This window comes from Streptomyces sp. NPDC087215 (genome assembly GCF_044744885.1).
GTDB lineage: Bacteria > Actinomycetota > Actinomycetes > Streptomycetales > Streptomycetaceae > Streptomyces.
In genome coordinates this window covers 293,336-315,302 of sequence record NZ_JBIUZD010000001.1, presented here as the reverse complement: position 1 = coordinate 315,302, position 21,967 = coordinate 293,336, and the positions used below count along the sequence as shown (strand labels likewise).

Sequence of the window (21,967 nt, the reverse complement as noted above, 5' to 3'; positions counted from 1 at the left end):
CACCCCCTGCGGGCGTGGGCCCGAGCCTCGACGCCGAGCACTCCCTCCACGCTGAGCACTCCCTCCGTAGGGAGGGCTCTCTCCGTGGCGTGGCGTCTGCCCGCGTGGACGCGCCGAGAACGCGTCGGTCCGCACGGAGGTCACTGGTCCGCCCCGTCGGCGCTACCTCAAGAACACCTCAGGTGACGGGCGTTGCGCCATCCCCACATGTGATGATGGAGCTTCCCGATCTTCCTGATCTCCGAGATCTGGTCGGGCTCCGAGAGCTCCGAGTTCCAAGCGGTCTCCCTGATCCACACGATCTGCGCCATCGGCTCCCCGCGTCAAGGGAGTCGACGCGGGAGCCGACCTGGTCCGCGTATTCGTACGGACCCGGGTGGCCCGGACCGCCACGGTCGGGAAGCACCGGCCCGTGGGGGAGCGCCGGACCCCCGAGGGCGCCGCACCGGCCGTGCCGAACCCGCACCGCAGTGACACCAGTCGGCCCAGTGAGCGAGGACATGATGAACGACCACGGATCCCCCGCCGTGCCCTCCCCCGCCGGTACGGCCGAGCGGTCGGCCGGGGCGCCGGACACCGGAGCGCACCTCTCCGCCGGGTCCGCTCCCGCCACCACGGACGGGACGGACACCGCCCCGTCCGTGGGCGACGGCATCCCGCAGCCGCCGGAGGAGTTCATCAGGGCTGCCAGGCTCTCGCCGGACCACTGGCTCTATCTGACCGACCCCGCCTGGCAGGGCGAGGGCGTGCCGCCGGACTGGGCCGTCGTGGGCCAGTGGCGCTCCGACGGCGACGGAGCGATCGTCGAATGGCAGGACAACGCGACCTACCGGCCCTCCCCGGAAGCCCTCGGCTGGCCCGAGCCCGAGGACGACGTGGACGCCGCGATCCAGCTCGCCACCACCGGCTACGGCCCGGCCGAGGACGTCGCCGCCGCCCTGGCGCGGGCCGAGGTGGCGGTGCTGGTCACGGCGAACGGCGAACCGGTCAGCGCCTCGGCGCCCGACGGCACCGCGGTCGTCCCGGTCTACACCTCGCCCGCGTACCTGCACGCGGCCGGACGCCTGGGATTCGAGCGGATACGGGTACCCGACCTGCTGGAACGGCTGCCCGAGGGCCACAGCCTGAGCATCAACAGCTCCGCCCCGGTCAGCATGGTGCTGACCACCGACGGGCTGGCCGACGTCATGGCGGCCACGGCCGAACTCCCCGGGGGCGGCACCGGAGGCACGGACGAGGGCGGGGAACGGACGGTCGTCGACGCCCCGGTCCCGTCGCAGTCGGCAAGGCTCCGCGACACGACCGCGCACAGTGCCCCATGAGATCCAGGTCATGCGTCGTGCGAGGTCACTCGATGCCCAGAAGGAAGCCGGAAGGGTGGCCGCGTGACGAACAGGGAACCCGAGCGGATGCGCCGCATCAGCCGGGTCGAGCCGAGCGGGAAGGAGAGGCGACGTGAGCCGTTCCGGCGGTGACCGGTCGTGGTGGTTCGGTGGCCGGGCCCGAGCGGGACGGGAGTCCGGACGAGCCCGCGCGTCCGCCTCCCCGCCGGAGGAGACCGGCCCCGCCGCCCCGGACGACGGCCGGGCCCCGCTCGTCGAGGAGTACGGCACGCTGGTGCTGCTCCGCACCGCGCACGACACCACCATCGGCGGGACCGCCACGCGCGAACTGGCCGACCTGCTCGGCGCGGAGCCGGGCGTCACCACCGTCGTCACCGGCACGATGGGCCCGAACGGTGCATCGGAGCAGGAATTCTGGCGAACCCTCAGCACACTGCTCGACACCCTCCGTGAGACGGGAACACGAACCGTCCGGCTCGTCATGTCCGGCGCCGGGGACGAACGGCCCCAACGGCCCTCCGTGGCAAGGCGCGTGGCCGACGCCTGGGAGATCGAGGTCATCGCCCCCGACGGCGAGGTCCAGATCGTCCCCGGCGGCTCCCTCTTCGTCCGCCCCGACCCGCCCCACGTCCGGGGCTGGTGGAGCTTCTCGCCCGGGGTGCGGCCGATGGCCCTGGGCACCCGCCAGCCGCCCCCCGCCTGGCAGGAAGGGGTCGAACGGGTCCCCGGGCGCACGGACAGCGGATGTGTGATCCACCAGATCCCGGCAGGACTGCTGGCGCGCTCGCCGTACGCGGCCGAGCCGGAGCGCGGGGACCTGTGCTACTCGGTGCCGGTGGACCCCCGGGGGCCGACCGTCCTCGTCGGCGTCCCGGAGGGCGCGGACGTCTCGGCGTCCGACCTCGGTCAGGTGCTCACCGCCCTGCCCGCCGACCTCCGCCCCCGGGTGCGGCTCGCCCCCGGCAGCCCCCGGGACATCCTCCGCACCGGCCAGAAGACGGCCGAACTGCTCGGGACGGAACTGGTGGTGAGCACCGGGATGCCGCTGCTCGGCCCCGAAACCCCGGGCGGAGGCGCCCTCGCGCAGTCCGTGGTCATCGGTGCCGACGGGGCCGCCCGGTGGCGGCCGTTCGTGGACGCGGTGGTGTGCGCGCCCGCCGTCGACGGCGCGCCCGCGCCCGCCCCCCGCCTGCTCCGGTGGAGATCGCCCGTCCCCGGGCGCGGCAACGCCGAACAGGGCACGGTGCGGCTCTCCGACCGGTGGCAGGTCACGGTGACCCGCGCCGGACTCTGGATCACCGGGGAGGCCGGACCGGACGCCGAGGCCCCCGCCCCCGTGACCCGTGAGGTGGACCCCGAGGGACCCGCCATCGAAGTGGGACGCCCCGCCGAGGAACTCGACGCCTCCCTCTGGCCCGAACTGGCCCGGCTGCTCTCCGGTCTCGGCGCCGATCTGTCGCGCCGGGCCCGGCTGTACGTCCACGGCACGGCCACGGACGGCGGACAGGCACTGCGGACCCTGGCGGCCCGGCACGGTGTCCGCACCCTGCGCTTCACCCCCCGCCCCGCGCGCGCCCCCGGCTCCGCCCCGGCCCCTCTGCCGTCCGTCGGCACGCTCCCGGCACCGGGCGCGCGGCCGACGTCCCCGGAGACCGGCCCGCGCGGTCATGGTCCCGGACGCCCGGCGGTGGAGGGCACGGACGGCCCCGTCATCCCCCCGCCGACCGGCGCCGAGGCCCGCCCGCCGCAGCCCGGAGGCGTCGTAGCGGGCGGGGCGGTACAGCCGGGCCGACCGGCTCCCGCCCCCGGGACGCGGACAGCCCCGACGTCCGGCACGCACCACGTGACCCCCGATGCGGTCGCGGGCCCGGCGTCGTCGGCTCCCTCGGCGGGGCGACCGACGTCTTCGGGACGGCCCGTGCCTTCGGGCGGGTCCGCCGTGACGGGCGGGTCAGGGGCGAAGCCGGATGCCCTGACACCGTCACAGGCCCCGTCATCGTCACAGGCCCCGTCGCTGGCCCCGCCCCTGTCACCGGCCCCGGCATCGGCCGGGGCGCCCGTGGGTACCTCTCCCGTCCGCCCGCCGATGACGGGCCTCGCCCCGGAGCCGGGCGCCCACGGGACCGTACCGTCCGCAGGGCGAGGGACGTCAGGGCCCGAGCGGGCCGCGGGGCGTGACACACCGGCGCCCAAGACCGGCGTACGCGCTGTTCCGGCGGGGCCCGATGGCGACACCTGCCGGGACACCCCGCCGGGTGCGGGTGGCGGAACACCGGTGGGCCCCGCCCAGGCTTCGGACAGCGCGCCGACCACGACCGCCGACCGCGCGAGGCCCCCGGTCTCCGTACCGGAGCGGGGGCGAGGCCCGGTGCCGGACATCGGCGAGGGACCCGGGAACCCGCCGGAGACGGCGGCCCCGGAACCACCCCGGACCGGTGCGGCCCCGGACGAGACGGGGAAGCGGCCGGCCGGACGGCGGGACGTGACTGAGGGCGGCCCCGCCCCGGACGTGGCAGATCGCGGTGACCCGGTGCCACCGCCGCGCGCCGTACCCACCGCCACGGGGATGCCCACCGGGTCCACGGTCGCCCTGACGGAGACGACCACGGCCGAACCACCCGCCGCCGTGCTCCCGAACGATCCGTCGGTCCCTTCCGTGTCGGCGGTCCCGGAGACCCCGTCCATCCCAACGGTCCCGGCCACCCCGCCTACGTCGACGGTTCCGGCTGTCGCGGGAGTCCGGGCAGCCCCTGACGTTCCCCGTGGAGGTGGCATTCCGGCCGAGCCGGGCTTCCCGGCGGCCTCCGTGAACCCTGGAATGCCTGCCGTCTCCGCGCCCCCTGCTGCCCCGGTGGCCCCGACAGTCCCCACCACCTCAACGGCCCCGACTGACCCTGCCGATCCGGTGGTACTGACCACCCCGACCGTTCCGACCGGCCAGGCTGCCCCGTTCAGCCCCACAGCCTCGATCCACCCAGCGGATGCAACAACTCCAGCAACGCCAACAACTCCGAAACCCCCAACACCACCGACAAATAGGCCTGTTGTGCTCGGCCCGCTGCTTCCGGTGCCGTTCATGCCCGGCCATGTCAGTACCCAGGCCGAACGGGTGGCCTTCCGGGCGTCGGCGGGGGCCGAATGGGACCGGCACGGCACCGCCGTGAGCCGTACGCTGACCCGCCTGCCCGCACTGCGCGGCCAGGAGCAGGAAGCGGTCCGCGCCGACCTGATCGCCCTCCACCTCTATCTGCACACCCCCGAGGGCCCGTTGAGCCCCGAGGCGCTGGCCCGGGGACTGCGCGACGGCGATCGGCGGCTGCTGCCGTACGCCGCCTGCGTGACCTCCGGACTGCGTCGGATGCCCTCGTACCGGGGTCTCGCGTTCCGAGGCGCAGGCGATGCCGACGAGCCGGACGGCGATGTCCTGGAGCCCGGTGCGCTGCTCCGCGACCCCGCACCCGTGTGCGCGCTGCCCGCCGGGGCGGACGTACCGATGCCGGGAGGAGCGCGGTACGCGGTGTGGTCGGTGACGGCGCGCCGGGTGCGTCAGCTCGCCGACCGGCCCGGGTCCGGCCCGGCCCGGCACGAGGTGGTGCTGCCGCCGGGCACTCTCCTGCGGGTGCTCGACGTCCGGGACGAGGGCGGTTCGCCGCTCACCCTGCTGCGCGAGGTGCCCCTCACCCGCCCGGACCTCCCGGCCCCTCACGGCGGTGCGGAACTCGACGCGGAGGACCTCGCGGCGCTCGCCCGCCTGGACGAGGCGCTGCGCGACCGTCCCGTGACGCCCGGCCCGCCCGCATGGCCCTGGCCGTGCGCGGGCCCGCTGCGACGGGCCACGGCCCGTACACCGTCCGACTGACCGACTGATCGACCGACTGACCGACTGACCGACTGACCGACCTGGCCGAACAGAAAGCGGAGACTCGATGCCAGCACAGGAAGAGAACGGGCTGACCGGGCCCGTCGTACGCCGTGCCGTCACCATGCGCGGGACGAACACCGAGCCGGATGCCCAGGCGCTGCGGCCCCGCTCGGCCGACGCCGTGACCGCCGTACCCGGGGAGGAGCCGGACTCCTCCCCGGACGGCGGTGCGAAGGGCGGCGCCCAGCCACCCACCGGGGTGGAGCCATCCAGGGACATATCGGAACCGTCCTCCGTCGAGGGCGGTTCCACCGCCTCCGGCGCGGAGCCGCCCTCGGCCGAGGAGACCTCCTCCGGGGAGTCGTCCTCCGGGGAGTCGTCCTCTGCGGAGGGAAGGACGGACGGCGGCGCGGGGGCGCTCGCGGCGGCGACCGCCGAGGACGGGAGCCCGCCCGGGGTATCGGAGGGGGACACCGGCTCCGCCGAGGACGAACCCCCCTCGGGGCGCCCCACCAAGGCCCTGCTGGCCGCCGCGGGCATCGGGGGCGCCCTGCTGATAGCGGTGCCGTTCCTCGTCATGGGCGGCGACTACGACGACGACAAGACCGAGCCCGCGGGGATGGCCGGGCAGGCGTCGGCGCAGACCCTGCAGAAGGACACGGAGACGGTACGGCCGGGGAACTACGCCCCCAAGTCGCCGGAGACCGTGGTCCCGAGCCCGAAGACGGCGGAGCCCACGCGGACGAAGGAAGCGCCGGGCCCGACCGCGCCCCCGTCGTCGCCGGCCCCGGCGAAGGGCGAGAAGCGGAAGGAACAGCCCTCTCAGGAGGAGGAGAAGAAGACGGAGCCCAAGGCGCCCGTGAAGGGAGACAAGCCGAAGCCCCCGCCTCCGCCCAACTACTCCAACATGAAGCGCGTGCTGCTCAGGAACCTTTCGACGAAGATGTGCGCGGACGTGCCGTACAACGGCAAGGGCCAGGCCAAGGGTCCCGTCAACCAGTGGTACTGCAACGGCACGGACCAGGACAACCAGCTCTGGGACTTCGAGGTGAGGTACAAGGGCAAGGGCCCCGGTTCCACGGACCTCTTCCAGATCAGGAACCGCAAGGACGGGCTCTGCATGGACCTGGGGGAGTTCGACGGCCGCCCTCCCGGCACGCGGATCGCGGAGTTCTACTGCAACGGCACCACCGACGACAATCAGCTGTGGTGGCTGGACTCGCGCGGCGGCAAGACGTTCTGGATCCGCAACTACGCCAGCGACAACCAGTGCCTCGAGGTGGTGAGCGGCGCGGGCATCCAGCCCGTGGACGCCCCCCTGGACATCCAGCCGTGCCACGGCGGCGACGACTTCGAGTGGACGCTCTGGTAGAGCGGCCCTCCGGCTGGTCCCCACCGGGCCCCGACCTCCCTGCGGAGGCCGGGGCCCCGCCGCGTCGGCCCGTACTCGGGGGAACCCCCGACCGGCCGGGGCGGCTCGTTGGGGCCATCGGGTGAGAGCACGTGTGTCGCCGTGGGCCGGGGCCGGGGCCGCGCAGCACAGTGGGGCCCATGGTGACATGGCGGCGGTACGCGGTGGCGGGTGCGGTGGTGGCGGCTGTGCTGGGCCGGACTCCGGTGAGTGCTGGCGCCGCCGAGGAGTGGGCGCGGGTCGGCGAGGGCATCGTCTCGGGGATCAGTGGCGCGTCCTTCCTGCCCGGTGGCGATCTGCTCGTCGTGCACGACAACAAGCGTGGCGGCGAGAAGCGCGTCTCGGCCGTGCGGTGGACCGGGGAGGGACCCCGGGCCGACGTCCTGACCTGGGAGGGCCCGCTGCCGGTGGACCTGGAGTCCCTCAGCGCGGTCCCCGGCAGGGCAGGGGAGTACGCGGCGCTGGAGAGTTCCGGCCACGGCTACCACTTCGCGGTGTCCGGCGGCACGGCACGCGTACTGCGCGAGTTCACCGTTCCGGGCGTCGTGTCCGGGGACAACTACGAAGGCTTCGCGCTGGTCGCTCTCCGGGGCGGGCTGACGGCGGTGTGGGCGCATCGCGGTCAGGACCAGGACCCGGCGGTCGTCCGCGCGGCCCGGCTCGACTGGCCCACGCTCGCCTTCGGCCCCGCCGACACCGCACCCTTGCGGGTCCCCTATCCGGTGGAGGGGGTGCGGCACGTCAGCGACCTCGCCGTCTCCGGCACCGGGCGGATCACGGTGACCTCCGCGTCGGACGCGGGGGACGACGGGCCGTTCGACTCCGCCGTCTACGACGCGGGCACGGTACGACCGGCACCGCCGTGGTGGCCCGGTGCGGGATCCGTCCTCGAACTGCGTACGGCTCCGAGGGAACTCGCCCGCTACCCCGGACACAAGATCGAGGCCCTGGGATGCCCGCAGGACCCCGGCGCCGGGGTGCTCGGCACGGACGACGAGAACCAGGGCGGCTACGTACGCACCGAGCCGCTCTGCCCCCGCTGACCGCCGCGACGGACGGCCGGGCCACGGGATCCCGTGACCCGACGGCACCCTTCGTACGGACAGAACACCGACCGACCTCCCGCGCCGGGTGCTCACCTGCGCCGGGCCCTGCCGCTCGGTCCGGACGCTGCCTCTGGTCCTGGCTGTGGCCCCGCCGATGGCCTTGACCTGGCCCAGGTGCTGCTCCTGGCCAGACCACCACCTGGACCGCAGCCCGGCCTCCGCGACCTCGCCGACGGTCATGCCCGAGCGGCCAGGCAGACGGGGGCAGGCGGCCGTACCGGAACGGCCCGCGGCCCGGTTCGGGCGCGTGGCGGAGTATCGCCGTGGCATCAACCCGATACCCCGCCAGGCCTGGCCCCTGGTCACGGCGCTGCCAGGGCGCCGAACTCACGGAGGTCGCCACCAGGGGCGTACGCCGGGACCACCACGACGGCCCCGGACCACAGGCCGGACGGGCGAGGCGATGCGCTCGCACACGGCGAACACCCACAGGCGGGATGGACGTCGGGCAGGTGCGATACGTGCACCAGGGCGGCGAGCATCACCGTCTCGCCCCCGACATCGCCCGCCGCACCCGCGCGTGGGAGCCGCCCCATCGATCGAAGAAGCTGCCCGCCTGGAACTGAAGAACGGAACACCTCCGCTCGCGCGGGGACCACGCGACGACACTGGGCGCCGACTCGACCAGCAGCGGAACACCCCCGCTCGCGCGGGGACCACGGGTCGCCCCAGGATCTACTGCTCGGAGGCATGGGAACACCCCCGCTCGCGCGGGGACCACCGCCAGGTCGGCCGCACCGAGCACCTTGGAGACGGAACACCCCCGCTCGCGCGGGGACCACGGCCACCGGCCACCGCGCCTACTACTGGATCCGGAACACCCCTGCTCGCGCGGGGACCACTGCGCCGACCCGGCGTAGACGATCGTGTGGATCGGAACACCCCCGCTCGCGCGGGGACCACACGATGGGCCGGCGCGGGAGCTCTCCGCAGCACGGAACACCCCCGCTCGCGCGGGGACCACTGAGCCGTGGTCTTCTTCAGAACGAGGGACTGCGGAACACCCCCGCTCGCGCGGGGACCACGGCGGGCGAACGAAGCAGTACAGGGACGTCAGCGGAACACCCCCGCTCGCGCGGGGACCACGTCCAGTCCACCCGCCTCGAACTCATGGGCTCCGGAACACCCCCGCTCGCGCGGGGACCACGGGCCACCGGCATCCCCGGCCTCACCGACGAACGGAACACCCCCGCTCGCGCGGGGACCACGGGCCACCGGCATCCCCGGCCTCACCGACGAACGGAACACCCCCGCTCGCGCGGGACCACTGCAGCCCGCCGTTCGGAAGACCACCCGGAGTCGGAACACCCCCGCTCGCGCGGGGACCACAGGTGCGGCAGTCGGGGTAGGCGATCGACTTCAGGAACACCCCCGCTCGCGCGGGGACCACAGTCGGCGTGCAGCGCGTTCCTCGGCCCGCTTCGGAACACCCCCGCTCGCGCGGGGACCACGCCGGGTTGAGCTGATAGACGCCCCGCTGGACCGGAACACCCCCGCTCGCGCGGGGACCACCGCGCCGTCGGCGGCCCGGAGATGCGCGAGAACGGAACACCCCCGCTCGCGCGGGGACCACCGTGCGGTGAGACGTTCGAGAGGAGCGTCGAGCGGAACACCCCCGCTCGCGCGGGGACCACTCGAGGAGGGTGACGGTGCCGCCGTCGAGCTGCGGAACACCCCCGCTCGCGCGGGGACCACGACCTCGACTGGCCCGACCCGATGCAGGTCTACGGAACACCCCCGCTCGCGCGGGGACCACTTCGGCGTGCTCCGCTTCGGGGGGGCCGCCACCGGAACACCCCCGCTCGCGCGGGGACCACCCGAGCACCGAGGGCCAGAGCATGGTCTTCCACGGAACACCCCCGCTCGCGCGGGGACCACGTCGACCCGCGACTCGGGCTGCTGGACGCGGACGGAACACCCCCGCTCGCGCGGGGACCACAGGCCGAAGAGGGCCAGGCCGAGGACGAGCGTCGGAACACCCCCGCTCGCGCGGGGACCACGCCTGCGGCGACCGAGGCCAGCCCGGCTCAGAAGGAACACCCCCGCTCGCGCGGGGACCACGGGCCCCCCTCTCGGGGGGCCCTGCTCCGTCCTGGAACACCCCCGCTCGCGCGGGGACCACCGGGGTGCGCATCAGGCGGCCTTCCTGATCTGCGGAACACCCCCGCTCGCGCGGGGACCACAGGCCCTCCCGCGCCAGGACGTCGCCCCGGGCCGGAACACCCCCGCTCGCGCGGGGACCACCTCGCGGTGCTGAACGGCGCGCTGCCCGCCGACGGAACACCCCCGCTCGCGCGGGGACCACCGGGGCCCGGCACCGGCCGGGCCCGGCCACCCCGGAACACCCCCGCTCGCGCGGGGACCACCCCTGCTCCTGGGCGACCACGTCGCCCCACACCGGAACACCCCCGCTCGCGCGGGGACCACCGTTGGCGGGGCGTCTTGGCCGCCGTGATGGCCGGAACACCCCCGCTCGCGCGGGGACCACCTCTTGATCGTCCGCCCGGCGGCCCACCGTTCCGGAACACCCCCGCTCGCGCGGGGACCACCCTTCCTGACCTGCGTTGTCAGGAGCCCTTTGCTTTTTCTTTGCTCTGCTGGGGCTCGGCGCGCACCAGGTCATCCTGGCAGATCTCATGGCCCTTGAGGGCGTTTTTGGCTGCTGATCGCCTCAAGCGGTGGCGGTCCGAGGGGCGTTGTCAGTGGTGTGTGGTGGACTGCTTGCAGGATCACGGTCACGAGGAGGTGGCGTCATGGTCGATGCCCGGATGGGTGGGAAGTCCGAGGGGCTCGACGAGCCGTACGCGGTGATCGGGCATCTCGTGGACACCGCCGTGGTGTGCGGGGCCGTATGGGACCACTGTTTGAGCCCGGCGCAGCGTGGGCGCATGGCCTCGGCGCTGGGGTCGGGGGTGGCGGAGGCACGGAGGACGGTGATGTTCTGGGCCGGACTGCATGACCTCGGCAAGATCATTCCGCAGTTCCAGGACATGCTCCTCAAGGAACGCCCCCAACACAGGTCCTTCCTCGCGGAGTCGGGGTACGCGCACGACCGTGGGCGCGACAAGAAAGTCGCGCGCGTCCGTCACGAGTACGCCACGCACGCGGCTCTGCCGTCCTTGCTGATCACTCTCGGGTATCCCCGCGAGGGCCGCCCCGCGGGACTGCTGCTGACACAGATCGCCCAGGTACTCGGCGGACATCACGGTCGCTATCCCCAGGACAACGACCCCGCCCACCTCCACGACCCCCTGGAGGACCTTCCCGAACTCGGCGCGGGGGAGTGGGCGCGCCAGCGCGAGGAACACGTACGAGCGCTCTACGAGTTACTGGGGAGCCCGCCGGTTCCGCAGGCTCCGGCGCTTCCGGTCCCGCTCGCGGTCGTGCTCGCAGGGATGGTGATCGTCTCCGACTGGATCGCCAGCCAGCAGCACGTGGTCGCGGGTCAGCAGGACGCGGGGCGTTCAGGCCCGGGACTGCGCACCCGAGCCGGACTGGAAGCGCACGCCCGGCGGATGGAGCGTCTGGCTCCAGGCCTGTTGGAGGACGCCGGTGTGGGACGTGCGGAGTTCAAGGACGGCGGATTCCGCGATCTGTTCCCCGGCATAGAGCGGCCACGACCGCTGCAACTGAGCGTGGAAGCGGGCCTGGAGCAGGCCCGGCTCGACGGGCCCGGGATCCTCCTCGTCACCGCGCCGACCGGTGAGGGGAAGACGGAGACCGCCCTGTACGCGGCCGCGCGGATGGGGAGAGCGTGCGGTGCGGAAGGGCTCTTCTTCGCGCTCCCCACCCAGGCCACGGCCAATCAGATGTATGGCAGGCTGGTCGACTTCGCACGGACCAACCTGCTGGCCACGTCCCAGCTGACACTGCTCCACGGAGCCGCCGACCTCTACGCCCCCTACGCCGACACGGATCGCGCCGAGCCGGACGCGGACGAGGCGGAGCCCCGGGTCCTGTCCGACCACGAGTGCGCCGGAGACGACGAGCGGGTGTCGGTCGTGGCGGGGAGCTGGCTCCGCGACCACGGACGAGGCATCCTCGCCCCCCTCGCCGTCGGCACGATCGACCAGGCACTGATGGGAGTCCTGCCGCTCAAGAGGAACGCCCTGCGCCACTTCGGACTCTCCGGCAAGACCGTGATCATCGATGAGGCCCATGCCTACGACGCCTACACCCACGCCCTGATGCTGCGGCTGCTGGAGTGGCTGGGGGCCCTGCGCATCCCGGTGGTGCTGCTGTCGGCGACCCTGACCGGTGACATCGCCCGGGGTATGGTCCGCGCCTATCTGTCCGGAGCGTCCCCTTCCGGCCTCCTGCCCGAGGTGCCGACGCCCGCCTATCCCGGCTGGCTCTACGCCCCGGCGGACGGCGGTCGGGTGATCGAGCCCGTCGAACCGCTCGCCAGCGAGCAGGAGCGCGACCTGCGCGTCGAGGTCCGCCGGGTCGTCCACACCTACGATCCCACCGACCGCGAGGGCCGGTTGGCGGTCCTGCTGGGGGCCCTGGACGACATCGCCGCCCACGGCGGATGCGCCGCCGTCGTCTGCACCACGGTCGGCGAGGCCCAGAAAACCCATGAGGCCCTACGCGCCCACTACCGCGACAGGTTCGGCGACGGCTATCGCGGATGGGACGACCGGGCGACGGACGACCTGGAGCGCCAGGACCTCGGAGCCGGTCCGCGCCTGAGGCTGCTGCACGCGCGGTTTCCCGCTCGCAGGCGAGCGGAACTCACCGCGGAGGCGGAGTCCTGGTTCGGACGGACCGACAAGCCGGGTTCCGCGCGACCGGCTGCCGGGCGGGGCGCGGTCATCGTCGCCACCCAAGTCATCGAGCAGTCGCTCGACCTCGACTTCGACCTCGTCGTGACCGACCTGGCCCCGCTCGCCATGCTGCTCCAGCGCGCCGGCCGGGTCTGGCGCCATCTCACCCCCGCACCGCCACGTCCCGCCTGGTCCACCGGCCCACGTCTCGTCGTCCTCGCGCCCGTGGGCAAGGACACCAGCAGTACCGTCGCGGAACCCCCACAGTCGTGGGGCGAGGTCTACCCGCACTCCCTCCTGCACCGGACGCTCGAACTCCTCGTCGGGCTGCGGGACGCCCCCATCGCCGTACCCGGGGACGTCCAGCGTCTGGTCGACCAGGTCTACGCCCCCGAGTTCTCCTCGGTCGCACCGGAGAAGCTCATGGAACGCGACTTCGAGCGGCTCGCCCATGACATGGCAGGTGTGGGCATGGCCGGGATGGTGGCGATTCCCTCACCCCGTACGGTGACCTCGCTGCACCGTCTCACCAGCAGTGACGCGGACGAGGACCTGGTGCGCACCCGCCTCGGCGTCGAGTCCGTCCAAGTGCTGCCCGTCCACGAGGACGACCGGGGTCGCTGGCTTGACGAGGAGTGCACACGTCCGCTCCCTGTAGTCGGCAGTGGGTGGAAAGGACGTTTCACCCGCCGCGAGGTCCGCGAACTGCTCGCCCATGTGGCCCCACTGGCCTACGGACCCTGGCGGACGGCGTGTGGCCCCGCGCACCAACCGCCCGAGGCATGGCGCAAAGAGTCGCGTCTGGCCCGCCTGGTCCTGTTGCCGCACCGCAGAGACGGCGACGGGAACGTGGAAGGCCCTGTCGTCGGAGAGGTCCGCATCACCTCCGACCGAGTGCTGGGGCTGATAACCGAGCGAATCGAATAGGGCGAATATAAGCCGAAAAGTTCCATCTTGGAGAACTGGTGTGTCGCCCCGCGTGACACGCGCTACGTTGGAAACGCCAACAGGTTTGTGAATCAACGGAGTTGGCTCGTAGCCGGTCGAGCCGACTTCCCTGGAAGCCTCCTGCCTTCGAGGGGAGGGCGTGGTCGAAAGCCGCTCGTCGTCACGGGCGCTCGCCGACCCGCCTTCACCCTCACACGAAGGCATCCGGTCCGAGACCCGTCTCGGCGTACGGCCTCCGTTCCCGTGCTTTCCCTCCCGTGTTTCCGCTGCCCGGTACCGCCCCTCTCGAACTCGAGGTTCCACCGTTCATGCCTGAACCCGCCTCCGCCGACAGTCGCTACCCGCTCGACTCGATGCCGTGGGTGCCCGTCCTCGCGAAGGACGGCACCACCCAGCACCTGGGGCTGCGGCAACTCTTCATCCGGGCGGGTGAGTTCACCGGACTCGCCGTCGCCTCTCCGCCTGCCGCGTCCGCGCTGCTGCGGATCCTGAGCGCGATCGCGGCCCGGCTGACCCGTCTCGACCGCTGTGACGGCGATCCCGGTGCCTGGCTGGACACGCGCTATGGACTGCTCGCGGCGGGCGACCCCTTCGACCCGGACGCGGTGCACCAGTACTTCGACACCCATGCCGACGGGCTTCGGCTCTACGACCCGGACCGGCCGTTCATGCAGGACGCCCGGCTCGCCGACGAGTGCACCTCGACATCGGGCATCAACAAGCTGGTGCTGGGCCGCCCCTCAGGCAACAACCAGGTGTTCTTCGGGCACTTCAGGGACGACGAACCCGTATCCCTGCCCTCCGCGGAGGCGGTCCCGCACCTCCTCGCCCAACTCGCCTACGGGCCTTCCGGTCAGTGCACCCCGCGCACGGCGGACGGACAGAAATACGGCAACACCATGGCCGGACCACTGCGACGGGTCCTGTCCTGCCACCCGCTCGGACGCGACCTCCGTGAAAGCCTGCTCCTGGGCATTCCCCAACCGGAAACCTGGCCCGACACGAAACCCGGCCACGACGACCTGTGCCCCTGGGAGGACCCCCGGCCCCTCCCCGCACTCGAACCGCCCGGCCAGTCGGCGGGCCCGATGCACCTGCTGACCAGCCGTCACCAGCATGCCGTGCTGCTCCACCCGTCCCCGGACGGCACGCACGCGGTCGACGCCACGATCACCTGGGCCCTGCGCGCGAACCGGCCGCCGTTCCCCGACCCGTACCTCATCTGGGACGAGAGCAAGGACGGCACCCCCTACCCCCGCCGTGCCGACGCGAACCGCGCCATGTGGCGTGACCTGGACGGACTGATCCTGCAGCACCGCGGCGGACAGAACCGCAGGCCGCGCATCTTCGACGGCCTGACCGGCGGGAACGTACCCGAAGACGTGTTCCGGCATCTGCGCGTCGTCGCCCATGGATTCGACCAGGACGGGCAGACCCGGGACCGCAGTCACTTCACCGCCGTGACCCCCGTACTGTGCACGCTCCTGTCCTCATCCGACGACAAGGAGGACAGAGAACTCGCGCGCCATCTCAAGGACGGCAGGGAAGCCGCCGAGCACGCGGCCTGGAGGCTGGAGAAAGCACTGCGTGACGTGTGGCGTGCGTACACCCTGCCCTTCGAGGAGGGCAAGCCCGCCGGACGGACGAAGAAGGAGAGGAACGGAGGCCCGTGGCCCGAGGCCGCGCTGGCCGCCTACTGGCCCGCCGCGGAGGAGCGGTTCTGGCAGTTGCTCGACCAGGAGGACTTCTCCGGAGCCCTGCCCGCGTTCGGAGCGATCGCCCTGGACGTCTTCGACGGCCTGACCGCCGCCATCGCCGCGCAACCGCGAGGCGCGAAGGCCAGAGAAGGCGCACGCGGCCTGGTCCGCAGCCTGCTCGACGCCGACCGCACCTGAACCGTCACGCCGATCCATGAGGCGGACGTCCCGGCGCACGCCCGCAGCCCCGCCTCCCCCATGCCCCGATACCCTCCCCGTCGAGAAGGACCGATGACCCTGCCCACCGGCGACACCGCACCGACACCGCCCCGCCACGAGAACCTCGCCCCCTACGACACCTTCGCCGACCGCGTGCGCGAACTGTGCGTACGACCCGGAGCGCAGCAGGCCCTGCGGGCGGGCCTCGGCAGGTCCATGGACGACATGCCGGGCCGTACGCACGCGGCCCTGCTGCGGAACGGGCTCGTCCCCGACGGACCCGGTGGCTCGGACAGGAAACGCGCCTACTACGCCGTCGCCGCACTGATCGCCGCCCGCCCCCGCGCGGAACGACGCACGGACGACAGGGACGACAGGGACCGCCTCGATGCCGCCGCGCAGCCGGACACCACCGACCCGGCGGACATCGCGGCCCCGGCGGACACCGCAGCACCCCCAGACACCGCAGCAGACCCGGACACCGCAACGCACCCGGGTGCCGCCGGTCGGTCGGCCGGCGCCGAAGCCTCCTCCCCGCCCGCATCCGGCACGGTGGTCGACGCCGAGCCACCCACGCCCACCTGGGGGACCAGCCTCGGCGCGAGTCTGGCGGGTCTCACCACCCGGCGGGCCCGTTCCTCCGACGGCGCGGGGACGTCCCCGGCCACCCAGCCGGACAAGGTCGGCGGAGTGGAGCAGCGGCTCCATCTCCTCGTCCGCCAGGACATCGACGGCGTCCACCGCATGTTGCCCCCGCTCGTCCGGCAGCTCGGATCCGCGGGCATCGCCGTGGACTACGGACGCCTCCTGAGAGACCTCCTGCGCTGGCCCCACCGGCACGGCGAGGTGACCACGCGCTGGCTGGAGGACTACTACCGCACGCTCCGCCGATCCGAACGCCCCTCCTGAACCACCGCCGCCCACACGGCACGCCCTCCCCGCCACCTCCCGACGACCAGACCGAGGAACCAGGAACCGCGCCATGACGACACCGCGCACCACCGTCAGCACCCCGTCCCGCCCCGCGCGCTACATCGACCTGCACATCCTGCAGACCCTGCCCTACAGCAACGTCAACCGGGACGATCTCGGCTCGCCCAAGACCGTGACCTACGGCGGCACCACCCGCACGCGTGTCTCCAGCCAGGCGTGGAAGCGCCCCACCCGCCATGCCGTCGAGACCAGGATCGGGCAGAAGGCCCGCCGCACCCGCCGTATCCCCCTCCAGGTCGCCAAGATCCTTGCCGAGGAACGCAAGTGGCCCGAGGACCTCGCCGAACTCGCCGGTGTCCAGATCGTCAAGTCCACCGAGTCCAAGCTCGACCTCGACGACAACGCCACCACCGCGTCCCTCCTGTTCCTCCCCGACGAGGCGGCAGGTCTGCTCGCCGACATCGCCGAGAGGAACCGTGACGCGCTGGAGAAGGTCCTCGGGACCAAAGCGGCGGCCAAGCCCCAGCTGCCCAAGGACGAGATCCACGAGGTACTGCGCTCCCGCAACGGATCGATCGCCCTCTTCGGACGGATGCTCGCCGAGATCCCCGGCGCCGGAGTGGACGGCTCGGTGCAGGTCGCCCACGCCTTCACCACCCATGCCACCTCCGTCCAGGCGGACTTCTTCACCGCCGTCGACGACATCGACCAGTGGGCCTCCGACGCGGGCAGCGCCCATATGAACACCGCCGAGTACAGCTCCGGCGTCTTCTACCGCTACGCCACCCTCGACCTGCACGATCTGACCCGCAACACCGGGGACCGGGACACCGCCGGGGAATTGGCGGGAGCGTTCCTCACCGAGTTCATCCAGAGCGTGCCGTCGGCGAAGAAGAACTCCACCGCGCCGCACAGCATCCCCGACCTCGTCCATGTCGTCGTCCGGTCCGACCGTCCCGTCTCCCTTGCCGCGGCGTTCGAACAGCCCGTGCAGGCCACCCGTAACGGCTGGGCCGAGCCCTCCCGCACCGCACTGAACACCTACGCCGCCAAGGCGGCCCTCCTCCTCGGCGACCAGGGCCGCGTCCACAGCGCCTACGCCGGTGTCGACGACACCGCCCGTGAAGCGCTCGGCACCCGGGCCACCTCCTACCCCGAGCTGGTCACCGACGCCCTCGCCGCCGCGTTCTCCGGCGAGGGAAGTGCCCAGGCGTGACCGGGTTCCTCCTCCAGGTCGGCGGACCGCTCCAGTCCTGGGGCGAGCACAGCTCCTTCAACGACCGCGACACCGTCGCACACCCCACCCGCTCCGGACTCATCGGCCTGATCGCCTCCGCCCTCGGCATTCCCCGGCACGAGGCCACCTCCGGCGACGGCCCGCCGACCCTCTTCGAAAGCCTCGGTCATCTGCGTTTCACCGTCCGGCACGACCGGCCCGGCACCCGACTGAGGGACTTCCACACCGTCGGCGGCGGGCTGCCCACCCACCGCACCGTACCCACCGCCAAGGGCGGCCGACGCGGTACGGGGCAGGCCACGATCGTCTCCGACCGCCACTATCTGGCCGACGCCGTGTTCTCCGTCGCGGTCACAGCCCCCTCCGCGCCCGACCCCGACCACCTCCTCCACCAGTGCGCGTCCGCCCTCGCCGCACCCCACTGGCCCCCCTACCTGGGGCGGCGCTCCTGCCCGCCCGGCACGGTCTTCCTGCTGGCGGCCCGACGGGACGACCCCGCCGCGGACCTGCGGACGAATCTCCCCCTCGCCCGGCCGCGCCCCACCGGACACGCCGTCCGGGTGCGGTTCACCTCCGACACCCCCTTCGACGAAACGACCTCTGGGGAAACGCTCTCCGGCGAAACGACCTCCGGGGAAACGCTCTCCGGTGACACCGCCGGAGCCGTCCCCTCCGCGCGAGACGCGGTCACCTCGCTGAACGACGACCCCGTGCGGTTCACCCCCCAGAACCGGGCTTACCGCACCCGCCCCTCGTACACCACCAGTCACAGCCTCCCCGCCGGCCTGTGCGCGGGGTACGGCCCCGCCTACCTCGACGCACTCCTCGCCTACCTCCGGCCATCCACACCCCAGGACGAACCCGCATGATCCACAGCGCGACCGCGAGCATCCCCGACGCCAGGACCCGTACCGCAGCCGCCCCGGCGGCGGAAGAAGCCTCCCCGGCTCCGGGGACCACCACCGCCTGGCTGACCCGGCTCCGCCTCAACCCCGCCGCGCGAGCCGTCCAGCACGACCTCAAGGACGCAGCCGCCCTGCACCGGCGGGTCATGACCCTCGTACCCGACGGTCTCGGCGACAGCCCCCGAGCCCGCAGCGGCCTCCTCTTCCGCCTCGACCACGACGCACCCGGAGCACCCACCCTCCTCGTCCAGAGCCGCACCGCCCCCGACCTCAGGCGCCTCCCCACCGGATACGCGCAGGCGCAGAGCCGCGACCTCACACCGCTCCTCGACGCCCTCCGCCCCGGCCTCACCGTCCACTACCGACTGCTCGGCAACGCCGTCAAACGCTGCGGCCCCCGCAGCACCGAAGGCCGCTGGAAGCAGGCCATCGCCCTGCACGGACCCGATGCCGAACAGTGGTGGGCCAACCAGGCCACCAGAGCGGGCCTCGCCCTGCACACCCTCCAGGCCGACACCCCCGACTCGCTCACCGCCTGGCACGGCCCCGCACGGACCCTCCGCGCCGAGAGGACCGCCGTCCACCACAAGGGCACCCGCTTCGACGGCACCGCCACCATCCAGGACCCCGAAGTACTGCGCCACGCCCTCCTCCACGGCATCGGCCGGGCCAAGTCCTACGGCTGCGGACTCCTCAGCCTCGCCCCCGCCAAGCCCCACCACTGACCAGGACCATGACCAGTTCTCCCGCCCCGCGCCGCGAGACCACCGCCCGCCGCCGCATCGCCGCGCCCACCCTCGCGATGCTGCCGCGCATCGGCGACTCCCTCTCCTTCCTGTACGCCGACGTCGTCCGCATCGTCCAGGACGACACCGGCGTCAGCGCCGAGACCACCACCGAGGACGGCCGCACCACCCGCGTGTACCTCCCCACCGCGGCCCTCGGCTGCGTCCTCCTCGGCCCCGGTACCTCCATCACCCAGCCCGCCCTCGCCACCTTCGCGCGCCACGGCACCACCGTCGTCTGCGCGGGCTCCGGGGGAGTCCGCTGCTACTCCGCCACCACGTCCGACGCCCTCACCACCCGCTGGCTCGAAGCGCAGGTCCACCAGTGGAGCGACCCCGACCGGCGGCTCGCCGTCGCCCAGCGCATGTACCACAAGCGCTTCGACATCGCCGTCCCACCCACCACACCCCTCAACGCCCTCCGGGGACTCGAAGGCCAGCGGGTCAAAGCCCTCTACAAGCTCCTCGCCCAGCAACACCGCATCGGCCGCTTCCGCCGCTCCTACGACCCCGCCGCCTGGGACCAGCAGGACCCCGTCAACCTGGCCCTCTCCTCCGCCAACACCTGTCTGTACGGCATCACCCACGCGGCCATCGTCGCCCTCGGCTGCTCACCCGCCCTCGGCTTCGTCCACCAGGGGAAACAGCACGCCCTCGTCTACGACATCGCCGACCTGTACAAAGCGGAACTCACGATCCCGCTCGCCTTCTCACTCCATGACGCGCCCCAGCCCGAAGCCATGGCACGGCGCGGCTTCCGGGAGGGGCTGCGCCTGTACAAGCTCCTGCCGCGCATCGTCAACGACATCCAGACCCTGCTCTCCCCGGACGACACCACGCCCCTCCCTGACGGTCACGCCGTCGAACTGGTCAACCTCTGGGACCCGAAGCAGGGATCGGTGCCCGCAGGGGTCAACTACGCCGGGGCGGCAGCGGACTTCGCCGTGGCCGAGGAGACGGGAAAGGCCGACGACGAGGTGGGCGGGGGTGAGCCGTGCCTTCCATGACCGTCCTCAACACGACGGCCGTTCCCGACCACGTCCGGGGCGCCCTCACCCGCTGGATGATGGAACCCGCGCCGGGCCTCTACATCGGCACGCTGTCCGCCCGGGTCCGCGACGAACTCTGGACCACGGTCAGCGCATCCATCGGCACGGGGGCGGCGGTCCTGGCCTACCCCGACGCGAACGAACAGGGCTACACCCTCCTGACAGCAGGCGAACGACGCCGAATCCCAGTCGACTTCGACGGCCTCACCCTCATCGCCCTCCGCCCGGAGGAACTACTGCCCGACGACACGGCAGAGGAGGGCTGGGGGTAACCACCCAAGGCGGTACGGCCCCTGTGCTCGCCCAGCGCCACGCACCGCACCGCCCTCCGACAACCCTGAGCCCGGACCCCCGCTTGCGCGGGGACCACGCCGACTGCATCCGCACCCCGGACCCGGCCATCGGAACACCCCCGCCTGCGCGGGCCCCCCCGAGCATCAGCAGCAGCGCCGGATGCACGTCCGGAACACCCCCGCCTGCGCGGGGGCCACCCCTCCAACTGTGCGGCATCCAGACCCAGTTGCGGAACATCCCCGCCTGCGCGGGGACCACAGAGCATCCCGGCCCCGTCCCAGACGCAAGCGCGGAACACCCCCGCCTTCGCGGGGACCACCTCGACGTCCCGCTGCCCACCGAGCATGGCGACGGAACACCCCCGCCTGCGCGGGGACCACGTGATACGGGCGAGCCCGTCATGACCTTGATGCGGAACACCCCCGCCTGCGCGGGGACCACCTTGCGGACGGCCATGAAGTACCTGCTGGTGGCGGAACACCCCCGCCTGCGCGGGGACCACTGGCTGAACCACTGCTTCGACTTCGATAGGCGCGGAACACCCCCGCCTGCGCGGGGACCACATGGAGGAGCTGGCCCAGACGCCCATCCCCGGCGGAACACCCCCGCCTGCGCGGGGACCACCCATCAGCACCACCCAGCCCTACCCGCGCGACCGGAACACCCCCGCCTGCGCGGGGACCACGACCCAGCCCGCGCCGACGGCGCGCGCGTTCCGGGAACACCCCCGCCTGCGCGGGGACCACGACCGCGCTCACCGCCGCCCGGGAGGCCGCTGCGTAACACCCCCGCCTGCGCGGGGACCACGTGGCCGTGGCGCTCGCGGAATCCTCCGGCGACGGAACACCCCCGCCTGCGCGGGGACCACCCCATGGCCGTGGCCGAAGCGCCGTGGCGCTCCGGAACACCCCCGCCTGCGCGGGGACCACCAGCCCGAGGGCGGCGGTCCGCAGAAGGTGACCGGAACACCCCCGCCTGCGCGGGGACCACTCCGGGCCCCTGCTTTACACTCGGCAGCAGACCGGAACACCCCCGCCTGCGCGGGGACCACGGTCAGGGGCGGTTCGGGGTGCGCCGGACCCTCGGAACACCCCCGCCTGCGCGGGGACCACGTCATCGGCGTCGCGGGCGCGGGCAAGTCCACCGGAACACCCCCGCCTGCGCGGGGACCACGCATCAGGGCGCTGGTGTCGGCGGCGCGCTGGGGGAACACCCCCGCCTGCGCGGGGACCACGCGTGGTGGCGGCACCGGTGGGTCGTCGGCCCCGGAACACCCCCGCCTGCGCGGGGACCACCACAGCTGTCCCCTTGCCAACCCACCCCCCAACTGGAACACCCCCGCCTGCGCGGGGACCACATGTTCGGCGCCCGGCCCGCCCCGGACGGCTACGGAACACCCCCGCCTGCGCGGG

General features: G+C 73.1%; 13 protein-coding genes and 1 CRISPR repeat array. All 13 genes read left to right on the top strand.

The window, feature by feature from the left end:
- Positions 1 to 641: 641 nt before the first annotated feature.
- The 13 genes from ACIO92_RS01295 to cas2e all read left to right on the top strand — a co-directional run bounded on the left by ACIO92_RS01295 (position 642) and on the right by cas2e (position 20,533).
- The gene (locus ACIO92_RS01295) at positions 642 to 1,322 is read left to right on the top strand and encodes a type VII secretion system-associated protein (protein WP_401236356.1); all 681 of its coding nucleotides are present in this window, start codon (positions 642 to 644) and stop codon (positions 1,320 to 1,322) included.
- Between the two features lie 3,097 nt (positions 1,323 to 4,419).
- On the top strand, positions 4,420 to 5,202 hold the full coding sequence (locus tag ACIO92_RS01290) for a hypothetical protein (protein WP_402280509.1): 783 nt from the start codon (positions 4,420 to 4,422) through the stop codon (positions 5,200 to 5,202).
- Between the two features lie 67 nt (positions 5,203 to 5,269).
- Positions 5,270 to 6,577 carry an RICIN domain-containing protein gene (locus ACIO92_RS01285; protein WP_402280511.1) on the top strand — a complete coding sequence of 436 codons (1,308 nt, stop codon included), beginning with the start codon at positions 5,270 to 5,272 and terminating at the stop codon, positions 6,575 to 6,577.
- A gap of 179 nt (positions 6,578 to 6,756) precedes the next feature.
- On the top strand, positions 6,757 to 7,659 hold the full coding sequence (locus ACIO92_RS01280; protein ID WP_402280513.1) for a hypothetical protein: 903 nt from the start codon (positions 6,757 to 6,759) through the stop codon (positions 7,657 to 7,659).
- Between the two features lie 500 nt (positions 7,660 to 8,159).
- A complete protein-coding gene (locus ACIO92_RS01275) occupies positions 8,160 to 8,288 on the top strand; it encodes a hypothetical protein (protein WP_402280514.1) in 129 nt (42 codons plus the stop codon).
- Between the two features lie 4 nt (positions 8,289 to 8,292).
- A CRISPR array of direct repeats spans positions 8,293 to 10,271; the repeat unit is 28 nt; unit sequence GGAACACCCCCGCTCGCGCGGGGACCAC.
- Between the two features lie 204 nt (positions 10,272 to 10,475).
- Entirely contained in the window at positions 10,476 to 13,415 is a 2,940-nt protein-coding gene (locus ACIO92_RS01270; RefSeq protein WP_402280516.1) for a CRISPR-associated endonuclease Cas3'', read from the top strand.
- Positions 13,416 to 13,744: 329 nt separating this feature from the next.
- A complete protein-coding gene (gene casA / locus ACIO92_RS01265) occupies positions 13,745 to 15,331 on the top strand; it encodes a type I-E CRISPR-associated protein Cse1/CasA (RefSeq protein WP_366440715.1) in 1,587 nt (528 codons plus the stop codon).
- 93 nt (positions 15,332 to 15,424) lie between these two features.
- A complete protein-coding gene (gene casB / locus ACIO92_RS01260; RefSeq protein WP_402280519.1) occupies positions 15,425 to 16,261 on the top strand; it encodes a type I-E CRISPR-associated protein Cse2/CasB in 837 nt (278 codons plus the stop codon).
- Positions 16,262 to 16,334: 73 nt separating this feature from the next.
- Positions 16,335 to 17,501, top strand: a complete 1,167-nt coding sequence (gene cas7e, locus ACIO92_RS01255) for a type I-E CRISPR-associated protein Cas7/Cse4/CasC (RefSeq protein ID WP_366440717.1) — start codon at positions 16,335 to 16,337, stop codon at positions 17,499 to 17,501.
- Positions 17,498 to 18,391 (top strand): type I-E CRISPR-associated protein Cas5/CasD, encoded by an 894-nt coding sequence (gene cas5e / locus ACIO92_RS01250; protein WP_402280521.1) that lies wholly within the window; start codon positions 17,498 to 17,500, stop codon positions 18,389 to 18,391. The genes cas7e and cas5e overlap by 4 nt, the downstream gene beginning before the upstream one ends.
- Positions 18,388 to 19,152, top strand: a complete 765-nt coding sequence (gene cas6e, locus ACIO92_RS01245) for a type I-E CRISPR-associated protein Cas6/Cse3/CasE (RefSeq protein WP_402280523.1) — start codon at positions 18,388 to 18,390, stop codon at positions 19,150 to 19,152. The genes cas5e and cas6e overlap by 4 nt, the downstream gene beginning before the upstream one ends.
- 8 nt (positions 19,153 to 19,160) lie before the next feature.
- Positions 19,161 to 20,219, top strand: coding sequence for a type I-E CRISPR-associated endonuclease Cas1e (gene cas1e, locus ACIO92_RS01240; protein ID WP_401236203.1), 1,059 nt, complete (start codon positions 19,161 to 19,163; stop codon positions 20,217 to 20,219).
- The gene (cas2e, locus tag ACIO92_RS01235) at positions 20,207 to 20,533 is read left to right on the top strand and encodes a type I-E CRISPR-associated endoribonuclease Cas2e (RefSeq protein ID WP_402056031.1); all 327 of its coding nucleotides are present in this window, start codon (positions 20,207 to 20,209) and stop codon (positions 20,531 to 20,533) included. Before cas1e ends, cas2e begins: the two co-directional genes overlap by 13 nt.
- Positions 20,534 to 21,967: the final 1,434 nt, after the last annotated feature.

Bases quoted from the DNA above. Each gene is read 5' to 3' on its own strand.
- ACIO92_RS01290 (WP_402280509.1), top strand. From the start codon at position 4,420: ATGCCCGGCCATGTCAGTACCCAGGCCGAACGGGTGGCCTTCCGGGCG.
- ACIO92_RS01285 (WP_402280511.1), top strand. From the start codon at position 5,270: ATGCCAGCACAGGAAGAGAACGGGCTGACCGGGCCCGTCGTACGCCGT.
- ACIO92_RS01280 (WP_402280513.1), top strand. From the start codon at position 6,757: ATGGTGACATGGCGGCGGTACGCGGTGGCGGGTGCGGTGGTGGCGGCT.
- ACIO92_RS01275 (WP_402280514.1), top strand. From the start codon at position 8,160: ATGGACGTCGGGCAGGTGCGATACGTGCACCAGGGCGGCGAGCATCAC.
- ACIO92_RS01270 (WP_402280516.1), top strand. From the start codon at position 10,476: ATGGTCGATGCCCGGATGGGTGGGAAGTCCGAGGGGCTCGACGAGCCG.
- casA (WP_366440715.1), top strand. From the start codon at position 13,745: ATGCCTGAACCCGCCTCCGCCGACAGTCGCTACCCGCTCGACTCGATG.
- casB (WP_402280519.1), top strand. From the start codon at position 15,425: ATGACCCTGCCCACCGGCGACACCGCACCGACACCGCCCCGCCACGAG.
- cas7e (WP_366440717.1), top strand. From the start codon at position 16,335: ATGACGACACCGCGCACCACCGTCAGCACCCCGTCCCGCCCCGCGCGC.
- cas6e (WP_402280523.1), top strand. From the start codon at position 18,388: ATGATCCACAGCGCGACCGCGAGCATCCCCGACGCCAGGACCCGTACC.
- cas1e (WP_401236203.1), top strand. From the start codon at position 19,161: ATGACCAGTTCTCCCGCCCCGCGCCGCGAGACCACCGCCCGCCGCCGC.